At 70.2% G+C, this 21151-nt stretch carries 16 protein-coding genes and 3 tRNA genes; 11 read left to right on the forward strand and 8 right to left on the reverse strand.

Going from position 1 to position 21151, the window contains the following annotated elements; all coding sequences use genetic code 11:
• The first annotated feature begins 108 nt into the window (after nt 1–108).
• The 4 genes from G3I56_RS00210 (at nt 109) to G3I56_RS00225 (ending at nt 4193) form a co-directional block, all read left to right on the forward strand.
• The gene (locus tag G3I56_RS00210; protein ID WP_164406321.1) at nt 109–1710 is read left to right on the forward strand and encodes an MFS transporter; all 1602 of its coding nucleotides are present in this window, start codon (nt 109–111) and stop codon (nt 1708–1710) included.
• Nucleotides 1707–2651 (forward strand): fumarylacetoacetate hydrolase family protein, encoded by a 945-nt coding sequence (locus tag G3I56_RS00215; protein WP_164406322.1) that lies wholly within the window; start codon nt 1707–1709, stop codon nt 2649–2651. The genes G3I56_RS00210 and G3I56_RS00215 overlap by 4 nt, the downstream gene beginning before the upstream one ends.
• A 136-nt stretch (nt 2652–2787) precedes the next feature.
• Nucleotides 2788–3552 (forward strand): CoA transferase subunit A, encoded by a 765-nt coding sequence (locus G3I56_RS00220; protein WP_164407171.1) that lies wholly within the window; start codon nt 2788–2790, stop codon nt 3550–3552.
• On the forward strand, nt 3552–4193 hold the full coding sequence (locus tag G3I56_RS00225; protein WP_164406324.1) for a CoA transferase subunit B: 642 nt from the start codon (nt 3552–3554) through the stop codon (nt 4191–4193). The genes G3I56_RS00220 and G3I56_RS00225 overlap by 1 nt, the downstream gene beginning before the upstream one ends.
• A 427-nt stretch (nt 4194–4620) precedes the next feature.
• On the opposite strand, the gene G3I56_RS00230 is transcribed toward G3I56_RS00225, so the two are convergent.
• The 3 genes from G3I56_RS00230 to G3I56_RS00240 form a co-directional block, all read right to left on the reverse strand.
• Nucleotides 4621–4694, reverse strand: a tRNA-Ile gene (locus G3I56_RS00230).
• A gap of 167 nt (nt 4695–4861) precedes the next feature.
• Nucleotides 4862–4934, reverse strand: a tRNA-Asn gene (locus G3I56_RS00235).
• A 6-nt stretch (nt 4935–4940) separates the two neighbouring features.
• A tRNA-Asn gene (locus G3I56_RS00240) sits at nt 4941–5013 on the reverse strand.
• Between the two features lie 248 nt (nt 5014–5261).
• Here G3I56_RS00240 and G3I56_RS00245 point away from each other — a divergent pair.
• From G3I56_RS00245 to G3I56_RS00260, 4 genes are all read left to right on the forward strand, one after another.
• Nucleotides 5262–5567, forward strand: a complete 306-nt coding sequence (locus G3I56_RS00245) for a YtxH domain-containing protein (protein WP_164406326.1) — start codon at nt 5262–5264, stop codon at nt 5565–5567.
• Between the two features lie 129 nt (nt 5568–5696).
• Nucleotides 5697–7157 carry an FGGY family carbohydrate kinase gene (locus G3I56_RS00250; RefSeq protein WP_164406328.1) on the forward strand — a complete coding sequence of 487 codons (1461 nt, stop codon included), beginning with the start codon at nt 5697–5699 and terminating at the stop codon, nt 7155–7157.
• Nucleotides 7158–7306: 149 nt separating this feature from the next.
• Nucleotides 7307–9040 carry an ABC transporter ATP-binding protein gene (locus G3I56_RS00255; protein WP_164406330.1) on the forward strand — a complete coding sequence of 578 codons (1734 nt, stop codon included), beginning with the start codon at nt 7307–7309 and terminating at the stop codon, nt 9038–9040.
• A complete protein-coding gene (locus G3I56_RS00260; protein WP_164406332.1) occupies nt 9040–10974 on the forward strand; it encodes an ABC transporter ATP-binding protein in 1935 nt (644 codons plus the stop codon). The genes G3I56_RS00255 and G3I56_RS00260 overlap by 1 nt, the downstream gene beginning before the upstream one ends.
• A 76-nt stretch (nt 10975–11050) precedes the next feature.
• Here G3I56_RS00260 and G3I56_RS00265 read toward each other — a convergent pair whose 3' ends face one another.
• On the reverse strand, nt 11051–12427 hold the full coding sequence (locus tag G3I56_RS00265; RefSeq protein ID WP_164406334.1) for an RNA polymerase sigma factor: 1377 nt from the start codon (nt 12425–12427) through the stop codon (nt 11051–11053).
• Nucleotides 12428–12592: 165 nt separating this feature from the next.
• On the opposite strand from G3I56_RS00265, the gene G3I56_RS00270 reads away from it, so the two are divergent.
• Both G3I56_RS00270 and G3I56_RS00275 read left to right on the forward strand, forming a co-directional pair.
• Complete coding sequence (locus tag G3I56_RS00270) at nt 12593–13255, forward strand: hypothetical protein (protein ID WP_164406335.1); 663 nt, start codon at nt 12593–12595, stop codon at nt 13253–13255.
• Nucleotides 13252–14238 (forward strand): nucleotidyl transferase AbiEii/AbiGii toxin family protein, encoded by a 987-nt coding sequence (locus G3I56_RS00275; protein ID WP_239134615.1) that lies wholly within the window; start codon nt 13252–13254, stop codon nt 14236–14238. The genes G3I56_RS00270 and G3I56_RS00275 overlap by 4 nt, the downstream gene beginning before the upstream one ends.
• A 37-nt stretch (nt 14239–14275) precedes the next feature.
• On the opposite strand, the gene dnaG is transcribed toward G3I56_RS00275, so the two are convergent.
• The 4 genes from dnaG to G3I56_RS00295 all read right to left on the reverse strand — a co-directional run bounded on the left by dnaG (nt 14276) and on the right by G3I56_RS00295 (nt 20180).
• Nucleotides 14276–16189: a DNA primase gene (gene dnaG / locus G3I56_RS00280; protein ID WP_164406337.1), complete on the reverse strand. Its 1914-nt coding sequence runs from the start codon at nt 16187–16189 to the stop codon at nt 14276–14278.
• A gap of 58 nt (nt 16190–16247) precedes the next feature.
• Complete coding sequence (locus G3I56_RS00285; RefSeq protein WP_164406339.1) at nt 16248–17513, reverse strand: FAD-dependent oxidoreductase; 1266 nt, start codon at nt 17511–17513, stop codon at nt 16248–16250.
• Nucleotides 17514–17744: 231 nt separating this feature from the next.
• Nucleotides 17745–19124, reverse strand: a complete 1380-nt coding sequence (locus G3I56_RS00290) for a deoxyguanosinetriphosphate triphosphohydrolase (protein ID WP_164406341.1) — start codon at nt 19122–19124, stop codon at nt 17745–17747.
• A gap of 147 nt (nt 19125–19271) precedes the next feature.
• Nucleotides 19272–20180 (reverse strand): sirohydrochlorin chelatase, encoded by a 909-nt coding sequence (locus G3I56_RS00295; protein ID WP_164406343.1) that lies wholly within the window; start codon nt 20178–20180, stop codon nt 19272–19274.
• A 231-nt stretch (nt 20181–20411) separates the two neighbouring features.
• Here G3I56_RS00295 and G3I56_RS00300 point away from each other — a divergent pair, with 231 nt between their 5' ends.
• Nucleotides 20412–21134 (forward strand): ElyC/SanA/YdcF family protein, encoded by a 723-nt coding sequence (locus G3I56_RS00300; protein WP_164406345.1) that lies wholly within the window; start codon nt 20412–20414, stop codon nt 21132–21134.
• Nucleotides 21135–21151: the final 17 nt, after the last annotated feature.

Consider the following 21151-nt stretch of genomic DNA (forward strand, 5'->3'; position numbering starts at 1 on the left):
CCTGACGAGGCCCCACCCCCTCGCGACCGGCGCACCGCCCCTCCCCATGCGCCCAACTCCCCGCCGTCCCCCGGGCCGTACGTCCCGCCAACCTTCCAAGGAGGAGACATGGTCTCCACCCCTGCCTACGACCCACCCTCCGCCCCGTCGTCCGATGCCGCACCGGCCGCTGCGGCACGCCACACCGGCACGATCATCGCCGCCTGTCTGGCCGTCTGCCTGGCCCAGATCGGCCTGGTCCTGCCCGCCGCGATCAACGGCGTCATGCAGCGCACGCTCCAGACATCAGGCGGAGAACTGACCTGGATCAGTGACGCCTTCCTGGTGCCCGCCGCCGTCCTCGCGCTGACCTTCGGCGTCGTGGGCGACCTGTACGGCCGTAAGAAACTGGTGGTCGGCGCGGCGCTGCTGTCCGCCGTCGGCTATCTGGTGTCCGCCACCTCCGACTCGGCAGCCCAGCTGATCACCGGTCAGGCGATCTCCGGCATCGGAGCCGCCGCGCTCTTCCCCGCCTCCCTGTCGATGATCATCGCCGGCACGCCGACACCGGCCGCGCGAGCCAAGGGGCTGGCCTCCTGGACCACGGCCCTGTCGCTGGGTGCCCTGATCGCCCCGCTGATGTCCGGCGGGATCGTCGAGCACGTCTCCTTCCAGTGGGCGTTCGGCGTGACCGGAGTGCTCGCCGTGATCACCGCGGTGGGTGCCTGGCTGCTGGCCACCGAGTCCAGCGCCCCCGAAGGTCGCTCGCTCGACTGGCCGGGCCAGATCACCATCGCCGTGGCCATGCTCACTCTCCTGTACGGCATCATCCAAGGCCCCTCCGACGGCTGGGGCTCGGCACCCGTCGTCGCGTCCTTCGTCGCCTTCGCCGTGTTCATCGTCGCGTTCGTGCTGCTGGAGAACCGCAGCGCGGCCCCGATGCTGCGCCTGGAACTGTTCCGCATTCCGGCCTTCGCCGCGTCGGCCGCGATGGCGGTGATCGGCATGTTCGGCTTCCTCGGCGGCGCGTACGACCTGAGCATCCGCCTGGGCGTCATCCAGCACCAGAGCCCCTTCCAGGCCGCGGTGCCCTTCGTGATCGTCCAAGGCATCACCCCGTTCATCTGGCCGCTGCTGGTCCGCCTGCTGCACCGCGTCGGCCCCGGCCCCATGCTCGTCACCGGGTTCGTCTCACTGGCCGTCGCCCAACTGTGGCTGCGGGCGGTGCCGATCGACGAGACCGGCCTGGTGCCCCTGCTCGGGCCGCTGGTGCTCAACGGTGTCGGCTTCGGTCTGGTCGTCGCCGCCCTCACCGCCGCCGCCGTCAACGTCGTACCTCCCACCCTGACCGGCATGGCCAGCGCCACCACCAGCCTGGTCCGCGACCTCGGCCAGACCCTCGGCCCGGCGATCGTCGGCGCCGTCGCCCTCGGCATGGCCACAAGTCAGCTCACCGGCGGCCTCGCCGACGCGGGCCTGACCCCCAAGGAGCACGGCATCGCCTCCGCCGTCCTGCACGAGGGCGGCCCGATCGCCCTGCACACCGCCGACCTCGGCCCGCTCAGCGCCAAGCTCGCCCCGTACACCACGGACGCCCTGGCCCACGGCTACAGCAACGGACTGATCCTCACCGCCGCCGCCTGTACGGCCGCCGCTGTGATCGCCGCCGTCTTCGTCGGCTTCCGGCCCAGCAGCACGCGGCCGGCCGAGGCGGCGGGGAGCCCGGCATGAGGTTCGCGACCTTCGTCCACGACGGGAAACGGCAGCCGGGGACCGTCGCCGGCGACCAGGTCCACCCGTTCGAACACCCCGTCGAACTGCTGGATCTGGTCATGGAGGGCGAGCAGTCCCTGCGCGGGGCGGGCGAACGCGCCCTGACCGGCTCCCTGCCGCTGCCCCTGGCCGACGTACGGCTGCTGCCGCCGCTGCGACCGCCGACCGTACGCGACTACATGACCTTCGAGAGCCATGTCGCGGGCATCGCCCAGGGATACGGCGACACCGTCCCCGACGAGTGGTACGAAGCCCCCGCGTTCTACTTCACCAACCCGTACGCGGTGATCGGCGCCCACGACGACGTGCCGGTACCGCCGGGTTCCGTACGCTTCGACTTCGAACTCGAAGTGGCCGCCGTCATCGGCAAGGCCGGCCGGGACCTGACCCCCGAGCAGGCACACGACCACATCCTCGGCTACACGATCCTCAACGACTGGTCCGCCCGCGACCTCCAGGGCCGCGAGATGAAGGTCAAACTCGGCCCGGCCAAGGGCAAGGACACCGCCACCACCCTCGGCCCCTGGCTCGTCACCGCCGACGAACTCGAACCCCACCGCAACCCGGAAGGCTTCCTCGACCTCGCCCTGACCGTCCAGGTCAACGACGAGACCGTCGGCCAGGACCGACTGGCCAACATGGCCTGGACGTTCGAGGAGATGGCGGCGTACGCCTCCCGCGGCACCTGGATCCGCCCCGGCGACGTCCTGGGCTCCGGCACCTGCGGCAACGGCGGCTGCCTGGCCGAACTCTGGGGCCGCAACGGCCTCTTCGAACCCCCGCCGCTGGCCCCCGGCGACATCGTCACCATGACGGTCGAGGGCATCGGCACCATCAGCAACACCGTCGTCGAGGGCGTCGCCCCAACCCGTCTGCCATCAGCCCGCCGCAGGGGATGACCCCCGTACTCGTCGTGGGGGCGGGCCGGAACAACGGCCCGCCCCCACCCGACGCCTCCGCCCCCTGAACAACCCGCCTCTGGCAAACCCCGGTGCCCGACACAGTGCCCGGCACCGGGAGAAAGGCATGAACAACGTGGACAAGGTCATGGCCTCGGCCGCCGACGCGGTCGCCGACATACCGGAAGGAGCGTCGCTGGCGGTGGGCGGCTTCGGGCTGTGCGGCATCCCCAGCGTCCTCATCCACGCCCTGTACGCGCAGGGCGCCGGAGGCCTGCGTGTGGTCTCCAACAACTGCGGCGTGGACGGCCAGGGGCTCGGCATCCTGCTGGCGGCCGGCCGCATCGCCCGGGTGACCGGCTCCTACGTGGGCGAGAACAAGGAGTTCGCCCGCCAGTACCTCGCCGGTGAACTGGAAGTGGAGCTCACCCCGCAGGGCACCCTCGCCGAACGGCTGCGGGCCGGAGGCACCGGCATCCCCGCCTTCTACACCCCGGCCGGGGTCGGCACCCAGGTCGCCGAGGGCGGACTGCCCTGGCGCTACGGCCCCGACGGCGCCGTGGCAGCGGCCTCCCCGCCCAAGGAGACACGCACATTCCGCGGCCGGACGTACGTCCTGGAGGAGGCCATCACCACCGGCTTCGCCCTCGTACGGGCCGCCCGCGGCGACCGGCACGGCAACCTCGTCTTCCACCACAGCGCCGCCAACTTCAACCCCCTCGCGGCCATGGCCGGCCGGATCACCATCGCCGAGGTCGAGGAACTCGTCGAACCCGGCGCCATCGGCCCCGACGCCGTCCACCTGCCCGGCATCTACGTCGACCGGATCGTGGGCCCCGTCCCCGCCGACGACAAGGGCATCGAGAAGCGCACCGTCCGCACGCGTGAGGAGCGGCACTGATGGCCTGGACCCGCGACCAGATGGCGGCCCGCGCCGCCGAGGAGCTGCCTGACGGCTCCTACGTCAACCTGGGCATCGGACTGCCCACCCTCATCCCGGGCCACCTCCCGCCCGGCGTCCATGTGGTGCTGCACTCGGAGAACGGCATCCTGGGCACCGGCCCCTACCCGTACGACGACGAGGTCGACCCCGACCTGATCAACGCGGGCAAGGAGACCGTCACCGTGCTGCCCGGCGCCGCGTTCTTCGACTCGGCACAGTCCTTCGGGATGATCCGCGGCGGCCGCATCGACGTCGCCGTGCTGGGCGGCATGCAGGTCTCCGCGGCCGGTGACCTCGCCAACTGGACCGTACCCGGCAAGATGATCAAGGGTATGGGCGGTGCCATGGATCTCGTGCACGGCGCCCGCAAGGTCATCGTCCTCATGGAACACACCGCCAGGGACGGCACACCGAAGATCGTCAACGAATGCACCCTCCCGCTGACCGGCCGGGCCTGCGTCCACCGCATCATCACCGACCTCGCCGTCCTCGACATCACGGCCGACGGCCTGTCCCTGGTCGAACTCGCCCCCGGAGTGGCCCTCTCGGGCGTCCGCGAACGTACGGGCCCACCGATCCCGGCGCCTGCCTGGACCTGAGCCCCTCGACCGCGTAAAGCGGAGGCCGACCCGCCGCCTGGCCAGGGGGTCGGCTCCCCAGGCAGCCGCGAGCGCCTCCCTCATACGGCACCGGAAACCGGCAGGTCGAAACGGAGGCTGCCGTGGGGATCGTCCCGCGCGTCCACGGCCTCAGGGACAGCCACGAGACCCGAGGCCGGGTGACGGCCACTTGCGATTCCCCGCGTCCTGCGAGCGTCCCGAATTCGACGTCCAGTCGGTCACACTGAGCATATTCAGTGACTTCCCGGGCTGTGGGTGCCCGCGCATCCATGCAGGTCAGGCCAGTTCGAACTGCCGCGGACGGCGACGCTGTTCAATCCATGAGCAGCGGATCCGGTCCGTCCAGGCGAAGTTGACGCCCCGACACCCAAAAACAAACGTTTCAGCAGGTCAGAGCCTGCGCAGGTGGGGCGGGTGGGACTCGAACCCACGGCCGACGGATTATGAGTCCGCTGCTCTAACCGGCTGAGCTACCGCCCCATTACGGCGCGTCGCGCACATTTGTGCGCGCCGTCTGCCGCAGCATAGCCGCTCATACGATCTCCTGCTTCGGATGGTCGACTTCGTATGACCATGAGGACCTCGACGCGACTCGAGCGGTTCCCCCGGGCATGAAAAAGGACCCCAACGGGGTCCTCGTTCAAGCGCTCTCCCGACTGGACTCGAACCAGTAACCTGCCGGTTAACAGCCGGCTGCTCTGCCAATTGAGCTACGGAAGATCGAAGCTCCCCCGACTGGACTTGAACCAGTAACCTGCCGATTAACAGTCGGCTGCTCTGCCAATTGAGCTACAGGGGATTGCCTCGTTGCATCGATCGTGACTCCCTGGGTATTCGCCAGGGGGCGTGCGGTCGCTGCGACACATACATTAGCGCAAGCAGGGGGGTGCTCCGCCAATCGGTTCCGCGTGGCTCGCGCGCGGTGCCCCTCGTTCACCGGCCGTCGTCCGCCCCACGCCTCACTCACATCCGTCACGCACCACGCACCCATCACCACGCAGCACTCACCACTCGATACTCCACACTCGTCAAGGAAAGGTGGCCGTCATGCGCTACCGGCTCACGTTCGTCGCCGGACTGGCCCTGGGTTACGTGCTGGGCACACGGGCCGGGCGGGAGCGTTACGAGCAGTTGAAGAAGTCCGCCCGCCGGATCTCGCAGAACCCCGCCGTCCGCAACACCGCCGAGTCGGCCGCGCTGCAGGGGCGGGAGTTCGCCGGCAAGGCGCTCCACACCGTGAGCGAGAAGGTCGGGGACCGGGTGCCCGACTCCGTGGCCGGCCGGGTGCGCTCCCTGCGTGAGCGCAACGCCACGGGAGGTGGCGGGGACGACTGGGGCACAAGTAACACCTGAGTGTCAGGGTGTCGGCATGGACACATCTGCGGCGCCCGCACGCCCCTGGTCACCGACAACGCCCAGGTCACCCCTGACGGAGCATCGACCCGGCGCGTTCACCTCTCCGCGTACGGCAGAATTTTCGCCATGGGGATAGTCGCCGGGTTGGACAGTTCGCCCGATTTCACTCGTATCGTCGTCTGCGACGCGGACACGGGGTCCGTGCTGCGGCAGGGCTATGCGCCGCATCCGATGGAAGGTGTCGAGGGCGGGGGCAGCGGGCGGCCTTCCGATGTCGATCCGCAGGCCTGGCTGCTCTCCCTCGGTGAGGCGGCCGGCGGCGGGCTGCTCGAGGGCGTGCAGGCCATCGGGGTGTCCGCACAGCAGAACGCGCTCGTGCCGGTCGACGCGCAGGGCAACACCGTACGACCGGCGATGGTCGGTGGGGACAAACGAGCGCAGGTCGCCGCGGCCGATCTGATCGACGCGCTCGGCGGGCGTGAGGCGTGGGCGCAGGCCGTGGGGTGTGTGCCGCAGGCCGGGCAGCCGGTGACCAAGCTGCGATGGCTGGCGCGGAACGAGCCGGAGGCGGCGCAGCGCACGGCCATGCTGATGCAGGCGCACGACTGGCTGGTGTGGCAGTTGCTCGGACGGCCCGTACGGCGGACCACCGACCGGGGCGGGGCCTCGGGGACCGGGTACTGGTCGGCCGCCATGGGGGCCTATCGCGGTGACCTCGTCGAGCTCGCGCTCGGGCGTCAGGCGATGCTGCCCGAGGTGCTCGGCCCGTCCGACGCCGCCGGTACGACGCCCGAGGGGCTGCTGATCTCCGCCGGGACCGGGGAGACCATGGCCGCCGCATTCGGGCTCGGGCTGGGGCTCGGGGATGTCGTGGTGTCACTCGGGGCTTCCGGGTCCGTGATGGCCGTACATCCCGAGGCGCTCTTCGACTCGACCGGGATGATCACCTCACTGGCCGACGCGACCGGGCTGCATCTGCCCGTCGTCACGACGCTGAACGCCGTACGGACGCTGCGGGGGACGGCTGAGTTGCTGGGGCTCGGGGATCTGGAGACTCTGTCCGACCTCGCGATGAAGTCGACTCCCGGTGCGCACGGGCTGGTCATGCTGCCCTATCTGGAGGGTGAGCGGACGCCCAATCTGCCGCACACCGCCGGGACGCTCGCCGGGCTGCGGCGGGAGTCCATGAAGGCCGAGCATCTGGCGCGGGCCGCCTTCGAGGGGATGCTGTGCGGGCTCGCGGACGCGCTGGATGTGCTGCGGGGGCGTGGGGTGGATGTACAGCGGGTGTTCCTGCTCGGGTCCGCCGCCGAGCTGCCCGCCGTGCAGGCGTCGGCGCCGCCGCTGTTCGGGGCGCAGGTCGTCGTGCCGCAGCCCGCGGACTACGCGGCCATCGGCGCGGCACGGCAGGCCGCCTGGGCGCTCGGGGTGTCGCAGGGCACGCTCGATCCGCGTACTCCGCCGGCCTGGCAGGGTGCCGCCGCGCAGGTACTGGATCCCGGTGAGGAGCTGGCGGTGGGGCAGGCGGTGCGGCAGCAGTACGTGTCCGTGCGGGAGCAGACGCATCCTGGGGCATTTCGCAGCTGAGGGGCGCGAGTCGTTCCTCGCGTCGGCGGTTCTTGGTCCGCTGTTGGATTAATCGGTTGAAGTAACACGGGTGGAGTGTCAGACGATGGGTGCGTGGGGCACTCCCCATCGTCCGTCACGGACAAACCGCCGACTCCGAGAGATTCAGCGTGCTCATACAACTTCTGCGCACTTATCTGAAGCCCTACAAGAAACCCATCGCTCTGCTTGTGCTGCTCCAGCTCCTGCAGACCTGCGCCACCCTCTACCTGCCCACGCTCAACGCGGACATCATCGACAAGGGTGTGGTGAAGGGCGACACCGGCTACATCCTGGTCTCCGGGGCCGTGATGATCGGTATCTCGCTGGTGCAGGTCTTCTGCAACATCGGTGCCGTGTACTACGGCGCCCGTACGGCGTCGGCGCTCGGCCGGGACGTACGCGCCGCCGTCTTCGACCGTGTTCAGTCGTTCTCGGCGCGCGAGGTCGGACAGTTCGGCGCGCCCTCGCTGATCACCCGTACGACCAATGACGTCCAGCAGGTGCAGATGCTCGCGCTGATGACGTTCACGCTGATGGTGTCGGCGCCGATCATGTGCGTGGGCGGCATCGTGCTCGCGCTGGGCCTGGATGTGCCGCTGTCGGGCGTGCTGATCGCCGTCGTGCCGGTGCTGGGCATCTGCGTGACGTTGATCGTGCGGCGGCTGCGGCCTCTGTTCCGGACCATGCAGGTACGGCTCGACACCGTCAACCGGGTGCTGCGTGAGCAGATCACCGGCAACCGGGTCATCCGCGCCTTCGTGCGGGACGAGTACGAGAAGGACCGGTTCGGGAAGGCGAACCACAGCCTGACCGAGGTGTCGCTGGGCACCGGGCGGCTGCTCGCGATGATGTTCCCGATCGTGATGACCGTCGTCAACGTGTCGTCGATCGCCGTCGTGTGGTTCGGTGCGCATCGCATCGACAGCGGCGGGATGGAGATCGGTGCGCTGACCGCGTTCCTCGCCTATCTGATGCAGATCGTGATGTCCGTGATGATGGCCACCTTCATGTTCATGATGGTGCCGCGCGCGGAGGTGTGCGCCGAGCGCATCGAGGAGGTTCTCGGGACGTCGAGCAGTGTGGTGCCGCCCTCCGCTCCCGTCGTCGAGCTGCGGCGGCACGGGCATCTGGAGATCCGGGGAGCCGGGTTCCGCTATCCGGGCGCCGAGGAGCCGGTGCTGAGGTCCGTCGATCTGGTGGCTCGGCCCGGTGAGGTGACCGCGGTGATCGGGTCCACGGGCAGTGGGAAGTCGACACTGCTGGGGCTCGTACCGCGACTGTTCGACGCGACCGACGGGGAGGTGCTCGTCGACGGCGTGGACGTGGCCACCGTGGAGCCGAAGTTGCTGGCCAGGACGGTGGGGCTGGTGCCGCAGAAGCCGTATCTGTTCGCGGGAACCGTGGCGAGCAATCTTCGCTACGGCAATCCGGACGCCACGGACGAGGAGTTGTGGCGGGCGCTGGAGGTGGCGCAGGGCAAGGGGTTCGTCGAGCGGTTGGAGGGCGGGCTCGACGCGCCGATCGCACAGGGCGGTACGAATGTGTCGGGCGGTCAGCGGCAGCGGCTCGCGATCGCGCGGACGCTGGTGCAGCGGCCCGAGATCTATCTCTTCGACGACTCCTTCTCCGCGCTCGACTACGCCACGGACGCGGCCCTGCGGGCGGCGCTCGCGCGCGAGACCGCCGAGGCGACCGTCGTGATCGTCGCCCAGCGGGTGTCCACGATCAGGGAGGCCGACCGGATCATCGTCCTGGACGAGGGCCGGGTCGTCGGCACCGGCAGCCACCACGAACTGATGGCGGCCAACCAGACCTATCGGGAGATCGTGCTCTCCCAGCTCACGGAAGCGGAGGCTGCCTGATGGCCGGGCCCATGGGGCGCATGATGGCCGGAGGCGGCCCCGACCAGCACTCGCTGGACTTCAAGGAGTCCGGCAAACGGCTCCTCTCCCATTTCAGGCCCGAACGGGCCACGATGTACGTGATGCTGTGCGCGGTGTTCGTGAGCGTGGGCCTGTCGGTGGTGGGCCCGAAGATCCTGGGGCGGGCGACCGACCTGGTCTTCTCCGGCATCATCGGACGGCAGTTCGAAAGCGGCGCTTCGAAGGCCGAAGTCCTCGCCGCCATGCGCAAGCAGGGTCGCAACGGCATGGCCGACATGCTCTCCGGTACGGACTTCACACCGGGCAAGGGGATCGACTTCGACGCGGTGGGCGAGGTGCTGGGGCTCGCCCTGGTGGTGTTCGTGTTCGCCGGGCTGCTGATGCTGGTCGCCACGCGGCTGGTGAACCGGGCGGTCAACCGGACCGTCTACCGGATGCGCGAGGACCTGCAGGCGAAGCTGTCGCGGCTGCCGCTGTCGTACTTCGACAAGCGCCAGCGCGGTGAGGTGCTGTCCCGCGCGACGAACGACATCGACAACATCGGGCAGACGCTCCAGCAGTCGATGGGGCAGCTCATCAACTCGCTGCTGACGATCATCGGCGTGCTGGCGATGATGTTCTGGGTGTCATGGCTGCTGGCGCTGGTCGCGCTGGTGACCGTACCGCTGTCGTTCTTCATCGCCACGCGTGTCGGCAAGCGGTCGCAGCCGCACTTCGTGCAGCAGTGGCGGACCACCGGCAAGCTGAACGCCCACATCGAGGAGATGTACACCGGGCACACCCTCGTGAAGGTGTTCGGGCGGCAGGACGAGTCGGCGCAGCAGTTCGCCGAGCAGAACGACGCCCTGTACGAGGCCGGGTTCAAGGCCCAGTTCAACAGCGGCATCATGCAGCCGCTGATGATGTTCGTGTCGAACATCAACTACGTGCTGGTGGCCGTGGTCGGCGGGCTGCGGGTCGCTTCGGGCGCGCTGTCGATCGGTGACGTGCAGGCCTTCATCCAGTACTCGCGGCAGTTCTCGATGCCTCTGACGCAGGTCGCGTCGATGGCGAACCTGGTGCAGTCCGGTGTGGCCTCGGCCGAGCGGATCTTCGAACTGCTGGACGCGGATGAGCAGCAGGCCGATCCGGTTCCGGCGCTGCGGCCCGACGAGTTGCGCGGGCTGGTCTCGCTGGAGCACGTGTCGTTCCGGTACGAGCCGGAGAAGCCGCTGATCGAGGATCTCTCGCTGACAGTGGAACCCGGGCACACGGTCGCGATCGTCGGGCCCACGGGGGCGGGGAAGACCACTCTGGTCAATCTGCTGATGCGGTTCTACGAGGTTTCCGGCGGGCGGATCACCCTCGACGGGGTGGACATCGCTGCCATGTCCCGGGACGAACTCCGGGCCGGTATAGGGATGGTGCTCCAGGACACCTGGCTGTTCGGCGGGACCATCGCGGAGAACATCGCGTACGGGGCCGCGCGTGAGCGTGAGGTGACGCGCGGGGAGATCGAGGAGGCGGCGCGGGCCGCGCACGCGGACCGTTTCATCCGTACGTTGCCGGACGGGTACGACACCGTGATCGACGACGAGGGGACGGGGGTGAGCGCCGGTGAGAAACAGCTCATCACGATCGCGCGGGCGTTCCTGTCCGATCCGGTGATCCTGGTGCTCGACGAGGCGACGAGTTCCGTGGACACCCGGACGGAGGTTCTCATCCAGAAGGCGATGGCCAAACTGGCGCACGGGCGGACGTCGTTCGTGATCGCGCACCGGCTGTCGACGATCCGGGACGCGGACACGATCCTGGTGATGGAGAACGGGGCGATCGTCGAACAGGGCGCGCACGGGGAGCTGTTGGAGGCCGACGGGGCCTATGCGCGGTTGTACAAGGCGCAGTTCGCGGAGGCGGTTGCCGAGGTGGATTAGCGGGGTACCGGGTTAGCAGAGATCCCCAAGGGGGCTGAATTTCAGCCCCCTTGGGGATTCTGGGTACGTGGGGAGTTCAGTCCAGGTAACCCCGCAGCTGGTCCGCGAAGGCGTGGTCCCTCAGTTTGTTCAGGGTCTTGGACTCGATCTGGCGGATGCGCTCCCGGGTGACGCCGAAGATCCGGCCGATCTCCTCCAGCGTGCGCGGGCGCCCGTCCGCCAGGCCGTAGCGCAGCTGGACGACCTTCCGCTCCCGCTCCCCCAGCGTCGACAGGACCGCCTCCAGGTGTTCCCGCAGCAGCAGGAACGCCGCCGACTCGACCGGCGACGCGGCGTCCCCGTCCTCGATGAGGTCACCGAGCGCGACGTCGTCCTCCTCGCCCACCGGTGCGTGCAGCGACACCGGTTCCTGGGCCAGGCGCAGCACCTCGCTGACGCGCTCGGGCAGGAGGTCCAGCTGGGCGGCGACCTCCTCGGGGGTCGGCTCGTAGCCGCGCTCCTGGAGCATCCGGCGCTGGACGCGGACGACCCGGTTGATCAGCTCGACCACGTGGACGGGCACGCGGATCGTCCGGGCCTGGTCGGCGAGGGCGCGGGACATGGCCTGGCGGATCCACCAGGTCGCGTACGTCGAGAACTTGTAGCCGCGCGCGTAGTCGAACTTCTCGACGGCGCGGATCAGGCCCAGGTTCCCCTCCTGGACGAGGTCGAGCATCGTCAGGCCGCGGCCGACGTACCGTTTCGCCACCGACACCACCAGGCGCAGGTTCGCCTCGATGAGGCGGCGCTTGGCCATCCGGCCCATGACGACCAGCTTGTCCAGGTCGAGGGCCAACTGGCTGTCCAGGTCGTGGGCGAGACGCAGTTTCTCCTCGGCGAACAGGCCGGCCTCGACCCGGCGGGCGAGGTCGACCTCCTCGACGGCGGTGAGCAGCGGAATGCGGCCGATCTCGCGCAGATACTGGCGGAACAGGTCGGAGGAGGGCCCGCTGGTGTCGGCGCGGGCGGGGGCCCGGGCGCGGAGCCGTTGGGCCGGCTCGACGGGATCGATCGGTTCGATGGGCTCGACGGGATCGATCGGTTCCGCCGTCTCCACCTCGTCCGCCGGGGGTTCGTCCCGTTCGGGCGGGCCGTCGGGCTCGGCCGTCTCGGGGTGGTGCGTGGCGCGGCTCTGCGGCGGCACGGCCGCGATGACCTCGACGACGTCAGTGACGTCCGCGGTGCCGGTCTCGGCGCCGGGCTTCGTCGCGGCGGTACCGCTGTCGGTCTGGGCGAGGGTCTGGGTCTGCACGGGGGCGACCTCCAGGATGATCGCTGCTGAGGCGTACGGCAGCGGTACTCGGGGGGCGGAGTGGGCGGCCTCACCGCTGTCCGTCCCGTACGCGTTGACCGGAATCGCGGGGGTGTCGGACCCGTTGGGGACGGGTCGGCCGCGCTCCGAGGACTCAGGCACCGGGACCCAGTGTGGCGTACGGCACATCGCCGCCACGAGGGGCGTGCGACGACTTTCTGGGTTCGGTCCGTGACGGCGTGGTTACCGTCGCCGCAAACTCGAGTGCCCGTTCGGGGTCCGACCTGGCACGATCGGCGCGTGTCCGGTTCTCTTCGCTCAACTCACGTGTACGAAACGCATGTCACCGTCCGCTGCGAAACCTCCGCCGAGGCGGAACGGCTGGACCGCTGGGCGGCGGCGAGCGGTCTCAAGCTGACGCACATCGTCCTCGCCCGTGGCCGGATGCCGGTTCAGCCGATGCTCACCCTCACGGGTTCCGCGTCGTACGCCGAGGAATCGGGCCGCGCGCGGGACGTCGCGGCGCTGCTGCGGGTGGACGGATTCGAACCGGTGCGGGTCAAGATCGAGTCGTCGCCGTGGGCGCCCGAGGTGCCTCGTGAACCAGGCGCGGACGAGCGGTACTTCGAGCACCACGTGAAGCTGCGGCTGCCCGTGGACGCGGATCTCGACGCCCTGGCCGCGCAGGTCGTCCCGTACGGCGCGCATCTGTCGTGGAACGCCCGTCGGGTGGCGCGAGGCGGCCGGTGGACCGAGCGGTTCGTGACGCAGCGGTGCCGGGGCGTGGACGCGACGGGGGCGGGACGGGCCCTGGACCGGCTGCTGGCGGTGCTGCGGGGGCACGCAGCGGTCGGGGGCGGACGGACGGGGGCCGAAGTGATCGGCGTGGAGCGGGAGTTCGTGCTGTACGACAGTGACCTGTCCGTCGACGACGGATGGATCGAGGAGAGCGGAGGCGCAGTCATGGCGGCGCCGGAGGTGTGGAGATGAGCAACAAGAGGTCGTGGCGGAAACCGATGCGGGCAGGCGTCGACGCGCCCAAGGTCGCCCTGGACGACAGGACCCGGGAGAATCAGGGGCTGCCCCTCACCCTGCGTACCGTGCCGGGTAAAGACGTGGTGCAGCGGCTGGTCTTCGAGCCGGCGCTGAAGCAGCACCCCAACGCCTTCCGGGCGGCCGATCCCGGCTTCGCCGACCCGGCCCGGGGTGAGGCCTGGCGGGCCACGCGGCGCCGGGCGCTGGAGCTGGTGCTCGACGCGATCGCCGGGTCCGAGTGGGCCGGGTCGCTGGTGCTGCGCGGGAGCGTGCTGATGGCGGCGTGGTTCGGCGAAGCCGCCCGTGAGCCCGGTGACCTGGACTTCGTCGTCGTACCGGACACCTTTTCGATCAGTGACGCACGTGCGGGCCAGCTGCTCGCCGGGATCGCGGCGGCGGCCGAGGCCCGGGGCGACGGCGAGGTGGGGTTCTCCGCGCGCGCGGCGGTGGTCGAGGACATCTGGACCTACGACCGGGTCCCGGGCCGCCGTATGGTGCTGCCCTGGTCCGCGCCGGAGCTGCCCGGGGGCCATGTGCAGCTCGACTTCGTCTTCAACGAGCGGCTCGCCGAGCCGCCGGTGCCGGTGGAGCTGCCGGGCGGCGCGTCGGTCGAGGCGGCGACTCCCGCGCTGTCGCTGGCCTGGAAGCTGATGTGGCTGATCAACGACATGTACGCGCAGGGCAAGGACCTGTACGACGCCGTGCTCCTGGCCGAGCGGTATCCGCTCCCCCACGAGCTGCTGAACGAGGTGTTCCGGCTCTCCGGCGAGTGGCCGCACCACGACCGTGAGCACATCCTGCTCGCGGACGTGGTGCAGGCGGTGGGGTACGTCGAGTGGGATCACTTCGTCATGGAGTACCCGCAACTCGCGGGGAGGGAGCGGGAGTTCGTGGACCGGTTGGTGCGGGCGGTGACGCCGACGTTCGAGGGGCGGTGACGCCGGGGCCTGCGCGGAGATCTGCTCGGAGGCCTGCTCAGAGCGCTGCCGCGCCACGCTCCCGCAGTGCCTGGTCGTACTGCTGGAGTACCCACAACTCGTTCTGCACGGCGGCCAGTTCGGCCGGGTCGCCGTGGGTGGCCAGGCGGGTGTGGGTGACCTGGACCTCCTGGATCCGGCGTTCCACCGCTCTGCGGCGGACCATGACCAACTGGTCGCTCGCGTACACGTCGTCGACCGTCTTGCGCATGATCGCCTCGACGGCCAGCTCCGTCACCATGGCGCGGACCGTGTTGTCCGGGGCCACCTCGCGGACGCGGACCAGGTACTCCTGGGGGTCCTGGGCGCCGTACTCCACACCGCCCACCTCCATGATCGCCTGACGTACGGCCGCGTAGGGGGCGGCCGTGAACTCGTCGAGGCCGTAGGCGTCGAAGGCCGGGGAGACCAGGTCGGGCCGCTGGAGCGCGAGTTTGAGGAGTTCGCGTTCGGTGGCGTAGACCGGGTTGCGGAGGTTCAGGGCGGGGCCGGAGGGGCCGCCGGGCCTGGACGAGGTCGTCTCGTACGGCTGGGACTGGCGCTGCCCGCCGGTGGGGGCCGGGCCCTTGCCGCCGCGGTCGCGGGCCCAACGGGCCAGCTGGGCAACCCTCTTGACGACGAACTGGGTGTCCAGGATGCCGAGCATGCCGGCGAGCTGGACCGCGACCTCGTGCTGTGCGCCGCTGTTCTTGATGCGGGCCACGATCGGGGCGGCCTCGTCCAGCGCCGCCGCGCGGCCCGCCGGGGTCTCCAGGTCGTAGCGGACGGCGATCTGGCGCAGGGCGAACTCGAAGAGCGGGGTGCGGGGTTCGGCCAGGTCGGCGACGGCCTGGTCGCCCTTCGCGAGGCGCAGGTCGCACGGGTCCATGCCGTCGGGCGCGATCGCGATGTAGGTCTCGGCGGCGAACTTCTGGTCGTCCTCGAAGGCGCGCAGTGCCGCCTTCTGTCCGGCCGCGTCGCCGTCGAAGGTGAAGATCACGCGGGCCGAGCCGTTGTCCATCAACAGCCGCCGGAGGATCTTGATGTGATCGGTGCCGAAGGCGGTGCCGCAGGTCGCGATCGCCGTCGTCACGCCGGCCAGGTGGCAGGCCATGACGTCCGTGTAGCCCTCGACGACGACAGCGCGGCTCGACTTCGCGATGTCCTTCTTGGCGAGGTCGATGCCGTACAGGACCTGGGACTTCCGGTAGATCGCCGTGTCGGGGGTGTTGAGGTACTTGGGGCCGTTGTCCTCCTCGTACAGCTTTCGCGCGCCGAAGCCGACGACCTCGCCGCCGATGTCTCGGATCGGCCACATCAGGCGGCCCCGGAAGCGGTCGATGGGACCGCGGCGGCCTTCCTGGGAGATGCCGGACAGCAGGAGTTCCTTGTCCGAGAAGCCCTTGCCGCGGAGGTAGCGGGTGAGGTGGTCCCAGCCCTGGGGGCTGTAGCCGACGGAGAAGTGTTCGGCGGCCGACTGGTCGAAGCCCCGTTCCGCCAGGAACTTGCGGCCCGCGTCCGCCTCGGAGCTGGTGGCCAGCTGTTCCACGTACCACTGCGCGGCGATCTTGTGGGCCTCGACCAGGCGGATGCGCTCGCCGCGCTGGCCCGCGGGGTTGTAGCCGCCCTCCTCGTACCGCAGGGTGATGCCGGCCTGGGCGGCCAGCCGCTCGACCACCTCGGAGAAGGAGAGGTGGTCGACCTTCATCACGAACGTGATGGTGTCGCCGCCCTCCTGGCAGCCGAAGCAGTGGAAAAGTCCCTTGCTCGGGCTGACCTGGAAGGACGGTGACTTCTCGTCGTGGAAGGGGCACAGGCCCTTGAGGTTGCCGCCGCCCGCGTTGCGCAGCTGGAGGTACTCGGACACGACGGCGTCGATCGGGACCGCGTCCCGAACCGCCTTCACGTCCTCTTCGTTGATCCTTCCGGCCACGCAGTGAGTCTACGGGGGCGGGCCGACAGTGCCGTGACAGTCGCGGGCGGTATCACGGCTACGGGACGAGGCTGTCCAGTGGTACGTGCGGGTCGGCCAGGGCCTCCGTGTCCACCTGGGACCGGGAGCGGATGAGCTGCTGGACGGGCTCTGTGACGTCCCACACGTTCACGTTCATCCCGGCCAGCACCCGGTTCTCCTTCACCCAGAAGGCGATGAACTCGCGCTTGCCCGCGTCTCCCCGGATCACCACCTGGTCGTACGAGCCCGGGGGCGCCCAGCCCGAGTACTCCATGCCCATGTCGTACTGGTCGGAGAAGAAATAGGGGACGCGGTCGTACGTCGATTCGCGGCCCAGCATCGCGCGGGCCGCCGCCGGGCCGCCGTTGAGGGCGTTGGCCCAGTGTTCGACGCGCAGCCTGGTGTCGAACAGGGCGTGGTGGAAGGCGGCCACGTCACCGGCCGCGTAGATGTCGGGGTCGGAGGTGCGCAGGCGTTCGTCGACCGCGATGCCGCCGCCGTACGCGCGGTCGGCGAGGGTGAGGCCGGCCGCCTCCGCCAGTGCCGTGCGTGGTGCGGCTCCGATGGCCGCGAGGACGTCGTGGGCCGGGTGCTCCTCGCCGTCGTCCGTACGGGCCGCGAGGACCATGCCGTCCTGGCCGACGATCTCCGTCAGACGGGCGCCGAAGTGGAAACGGACGCCGTGCTCGCGGTGCAGCTCGGCGAAGAGGTTGCCCAGCTCGGGGCCGAGCACCGAGTGCAGCGGGGTCGACGACGGCTCGACGACGGTCACCTCGGCGCCGTACTCCCGTGCCGCCGCCGCGACCTCCAGGCCGATCCAGCCGGCGCCGGCGATCACGAGGTGGCCGTTGTCCCGGCCCAGCGCGGCCAGGACGCCCTTGAGGCGCTCGGCGTGCGCGAGGCGGCGCAGATGGTGGACACCGGCCAGGTCCGTCCCGGGGATGTCCAGGCGGCGAGGTTCGGCGCCGGTGGCGATGAGCAGTTTGTCGTAGTGGACGAGGGTGCCGTCGTCGCCGAACCGGACCGTCTTCGCCGTACGGTCGATGGCGTCGACGGTCTGGCCGAGGTGGAGTTCGATGTCGTTGCGCGCGTACCAAGCCGGCTCGTGGACGAAGACGCTGTCGCGTTCCTCTTTACCGAGGAGGTAGCCCTTGGAGAGCGGGGGCCGCTCGTACGGGTGGTCGCGTTCGTCGCAGATCAGTATCACGCGGCCCGTGAAGCCCTCCGTCCGGAGCGTCTCGGCCGCCTTGGCGCCGGCCAGTCCGCCTCCGACGATGACGAATGTCTGATCCGCGTCGACCACTTCATGCCTCCTCGTAAGAACGGGTGCCACGTTGCTGCTCGTGCCGCGTGTTACTCGTGCCTTGTTGTACGGGTGCCCCCTGGGGAGCGTCCCGCACGGAGCGTGATGGGGGAAGAGGGTGTGGCCCGATCAGGCCACGCAGGGTCACATTTGTGTCATATGCGGTTCATACAGGACCATATAGAGGTCACGCGGGAATCACATAGGGTCCGCACAGAGGCTGCACGCAGGTCATATGCCGCCCTTCAGGTGCGCGTGCAGCGAACGCGCCGACGCGTCCGTGAGGGACGCGATCTGGTCGACGATCACCCGCTTGCGCGCACGGTCGTCCGCCGCCTCGTCGAACAGCGCGCGGAACTGGGGGTCCAGGCCGTCCGGGGCGCGGGCGGTGAGTGCCTCGGCGAGCTCGGCGACGACGACGCGCTGGTCGGCGCGGATCAGTTCCTGTTCGGCGCGCTGCATCACGTACCGGTCGGCGACCGCCTTCAGGACCGCGCACTCCAGCCGGGCCTCGCGCGGGACGACCAGTTCCGCCGCGTACCGCGTGAGCCGGCCGTTTCCGTACGCCGCGCGCGTGGCGCCCTCCGCGGCCAGGCAGAAGCGGCCGATGAGCTGGCTGGTGGCGTCCTTCAGCCGGGCCTGGGCGACGGCCGTACCGTCGTAGCCGTGCGGCCACCACTCCTGGTCGAGGAGACGGTCGAGGGCCTCGGCGAGCTCGGCGGGGTCGGTGTCCGCGGCCACGTAGCGGCCGGTGGCGACCCGGAAGATCTCCTGGCGCTCGGGCTCGGCGTGCAGGCAGTTGGGGTCGATGTGACCGGCGTGCAGACCGTCCTCGACGTCGTGCACCGAGTACGCCACGTCGTCCGCCCAGTCCATGACCTGGGCCTCGAAGGTCGTCCGGGTCCCGGGGGCGCCCTGGCGGACCCAGTCGAAGACCGGTCGGTCGTCGTCGTAGACGCCGAACTTCGGGGAGGCCGGGTCGGTGGGGTGCGCGCCACGCGGCCAGGGGTACTTGGTCGCGGCGTCGAGGGTGGCCCGGGTGAGGTTGAGGCCCACGCTGACGAGGTCGCCTGTGGTCCCGGATCCGCCGGTGATTCCCGGTCCGCCCGCGCTCTCGAGACGTTCGCTGCGCACGAAGCGTTTCGGTTCGATCCGGGTGAGGAGCCGGAGGGACTGGGCGTTGCCCTCGAAGCCGCCGCAGTCCGCCGCGAACTCGTTGAGCGCCTGTTCGCCGTTGTGCCCGAAGGGCGGGTGGCCCAGGTCGTGCGAGAGACAGGCCGCCTCGACGAGGTCGGGGTCGCAGCCGAGGGCGGCGCCCAGTTCGCGGCCGACCTGGGCGCATTCCAGGGAGTGCGTGAGGCGGGTGCGGGGGCTGGCGTCCCAGACCCGGCTGCGGGTGCCGGGCGTGACCACCTGGGTCTTGCCGGCCAGCCGTCGCAGCGCGGAGGAGTGCAGTACGCGGGCGCGGTCGCGCTGGAAGGCGGTGCGGCCTGGGCGTTTGTCGGGTTCGGCGGCCCAGCGCGCGGCTGCCGCCGGGGCGTAGCCGGTGGGGGTGGGGTCATTCTCCGGGGGTTGGGGGGTGGGGGTCGTGTTGGTGCGTGTGCCTTCCATGGTTCGACAGTAAGGGCAGGTACTGACAATTTGGGCGTGAGTGTGCGCCTGCGCGTCTGCCGGGGGCTGTTTCGTTGGCGGGTGCGGCTCCGTTGTGGCTTGTCGCGCCCACGCGGCGGAGCCGCAAATCGATACAGCCCCGCGCCCCTATACGGCCGGCGCCAGTTCTCGGGTCAGGGATGTTGCGGGGGCCGCTACCGTCTCGTCGTAGCGGTGGAGGATCAGGTGGGCCATTGACGGGTGGGCGCCCAGGGGGGCCGCGGCGATCCAGGGGGCGGCCTCGGCGCACTCCGTGGCGAAGCGGCCCGGGGCGGTGAAGTACGAGGCCACGGCGACCCGGTGGCGGCCTCGGGCGGCCAGGGCGCGTACGGCTGCGGGGACGGTCGGCGCGGCGGTGGTCGCGTACGCCGGTACGACGGGCACGCCCAGGCGTTCGGCGAGGAGCTGGGCGGTGCGGCGGGTGTCGACGTCCGAGTCGGGGTCCCGGGAACCCGCGGCGGCAAGGACGACCGCGCTCGACCGGCGCTGCTCGTCGGTCATCCGGGTGCGCCAGCCGGCCTCGACAAGGCGGGCGTGCAGGGTGTCCACGAGCAGGCGGTGCGGGCCGAGCGGGGCGGCCACGCGCGTGCGTGCCTTTGCCGCCGCGGCCATCTCCGGGATGTCCTGCTTGACGTGGTAGCCGCGGCTGAGCAGCAGCGGTACGAGGACGGCCTCGGCCGTGCCCAGTCCCGCGAGCGTGTCCGGGAGCAGGGGTGCGTTCAGCTCGATGTGCCCCAGGTGCACGGGCAGGTCGGGGCGCAGTGCGCGGACACGTTCGGCGAGCGCGCCGACGGTGCTCAGGGCGCGCGGGTCGCGGCTGCCGTGGCCCACGAGGACGAGTGCGGGCGGGGCGGGGTGACGGCTGCCGTCGAGCGAGATGAGGCTGAGCTGGCTGCCGAGCTGGCTGGTGATCCGGTCCATGATGTGCGCCGTACTGTCGAGGTGGGCGCCTCCGGGCGGCCGGGGGCTCTGCGGGTGCTGTGCGGACTCGTCGTAAGAACGGGGCGACGGCGTCATGTACCGATCGTGACGGTACGAGGTTGCCACGCCGTTGCGGCTTGGTCACGGGTCTTTTCCGGGGGTTCACGGTGGGGGCAAGGGGTGTGTGAGTTTGCCTGACCTGCGGCTTCCTGGGGCCGAGTGAAGCTGGTCACGTCGAGGGCGGCGAACCGGGGCGGTGCCGGGGGCGTCTTCCTTGATCGAAGGCCACCGTGGGCCGCCGAAGGCCACCTGGGAGGGACCCGTCCGATGAGCAGTCCGAAGGCGCGTGGATCGTGGGCGTCTTTGGCGTCTTTGCGTTCGCGGGTGCGTCTGCCTCGTACTCGGGCCGGGCAGCGGCGGGCCGTGCAGGTCGTGATGGCGCTGTGCGTGCTGGCCTTGTTGCCGGCCACGTGGATGTTCGTCGCCACGGGTGACCGGCTGCGCGATGTGTCGGACGCGCCGCGTACCGACGTCGCCGTCGTCTTCGGCGCCGGGTTGTGGGGCGGGGAGCCGTCTCCGTACCTCGCGCACCGGTTGGACGCGGCGGCGAAACTGTACCGGGCGGGGCGGGTGAAGGTGGTGCTCGTCACCGGGGACAACAGCCGCGAGGACTACGACGAGCCGGATGCGATGCGGGCGTATCTGACGCGGCACGGGGTGCCCGACGGGCGGATCGTGAGTGACTACGCCGGGTTCGACACCTGGGACTCGTGTGTCCGGGCGAAGAAGATATTCGGGGTCGACCGGGCGGTGCTGATCAGCCAGGGGTTCCATATCCGTCGTGCTGTCGCGTTGTGCGAGGCGGTGGGGGTGGAGTCGTACGGCGTCGGGGTCGAGGCCAAGCATGATGTGACGTGGTACTACGGCGGTGTGCGGGAGATCTTCGCGGCGGGCAAGGCGGCGATGGACGCGGTGTTCAAGCCTGATCCGCGGTTCCTGGGGCCGGTGGAGGTAGGGGTTCAGCGGGCGTTGCGGGAGAACGGGGAGTGAGAACCTCACCGGCGGCA

This window comes from Streptomyces sp. SID12488 (genome assembly GCF_010548275.1).
Classification (GTDB): Bacteria; Actinomycetota; Actinomycetes; order Streptomycetales; family Streptomycetaceae; genus Streptomyces.

What these genes read in the sequence shown, in the direction of transcription:
- G3I56_RS00260 (WP_164406332.1), top strand. Translation starts at nt 9,040, where the DNA reads ATGGCCGGGCCCATGGGGCGCATGATGGCCGGAGGCGGCCCCGACCAG.
- G3I56_RS00245 (WP_164406326.1), top strand. Translation starts at nt 5,262, where the DNA reads ATGCGCTACCGGCTCACGTTCGTCGCCGGACTGGCCCTGGGTTACGTG.
- G3I56_RS00215 (WP_164406322.1), top strand. Translation starts at nt 1,707, where the DNA reads ATGAGGTTCGCGACCTTCGTCCACGACGGGAAACGGCAGCCGGGGACC.
- G3I56_RS00275 (WP_239134615.1), top strand. Translation starts at nt 13,252, where the DNA reads ATGAGCAACAAGAGGTCGTGGCGGAAACCGATGCGGGCAGGCGTCGAC.
- G3I56_RS00225 (WP_164406324.1), top strand. Translation starts at nt 3,552, where the DNA reads ATGGCCTGGACCCGCGACCAGATGGCGGCCCGCGCCGCCGAGGAGCTG.
- G3I56_RS00210 (WP_164406321.1), top strand. Translation starts at nt 109, where the DNA reads ATGGTCTCCACCCCTGCCTACGACCCACCCTCCGCCCCGTCGTCCGAT.
- G3I56_RS00295 (WP_164406343.1), bottom strand. Translation starts at nt 20,180, where the DNA reads ATGACGCCGTCGCCCCGTTCTTACGACGAGTCCGCACAGCACCCGCAG.
- G3I56_RS00300 (WP_164406345.1), top strand. Translation starts at nt 20,412, where the DNA reads ATGAGCAGTCCGAAGGCGCGTGGATCGTGGGCGTCTTTGGCGTCTTTG.
- G3I56_RS00250 (WP_164406328.1), top strand. Translation starts at nt 5,697, where the DNA reads ATGGGGATAGTCGCCGGGTTGGACAGTTCGCCCGATTTCACTCGTATC.
- G3I56_RS00290 (WP_164406341.1), bottom strand. Translation starts at nt 19,124, where the DNA reads ATGGAAGGCACACGCACCAACACGACCCCCACCCCCCAACCCCCGGAG.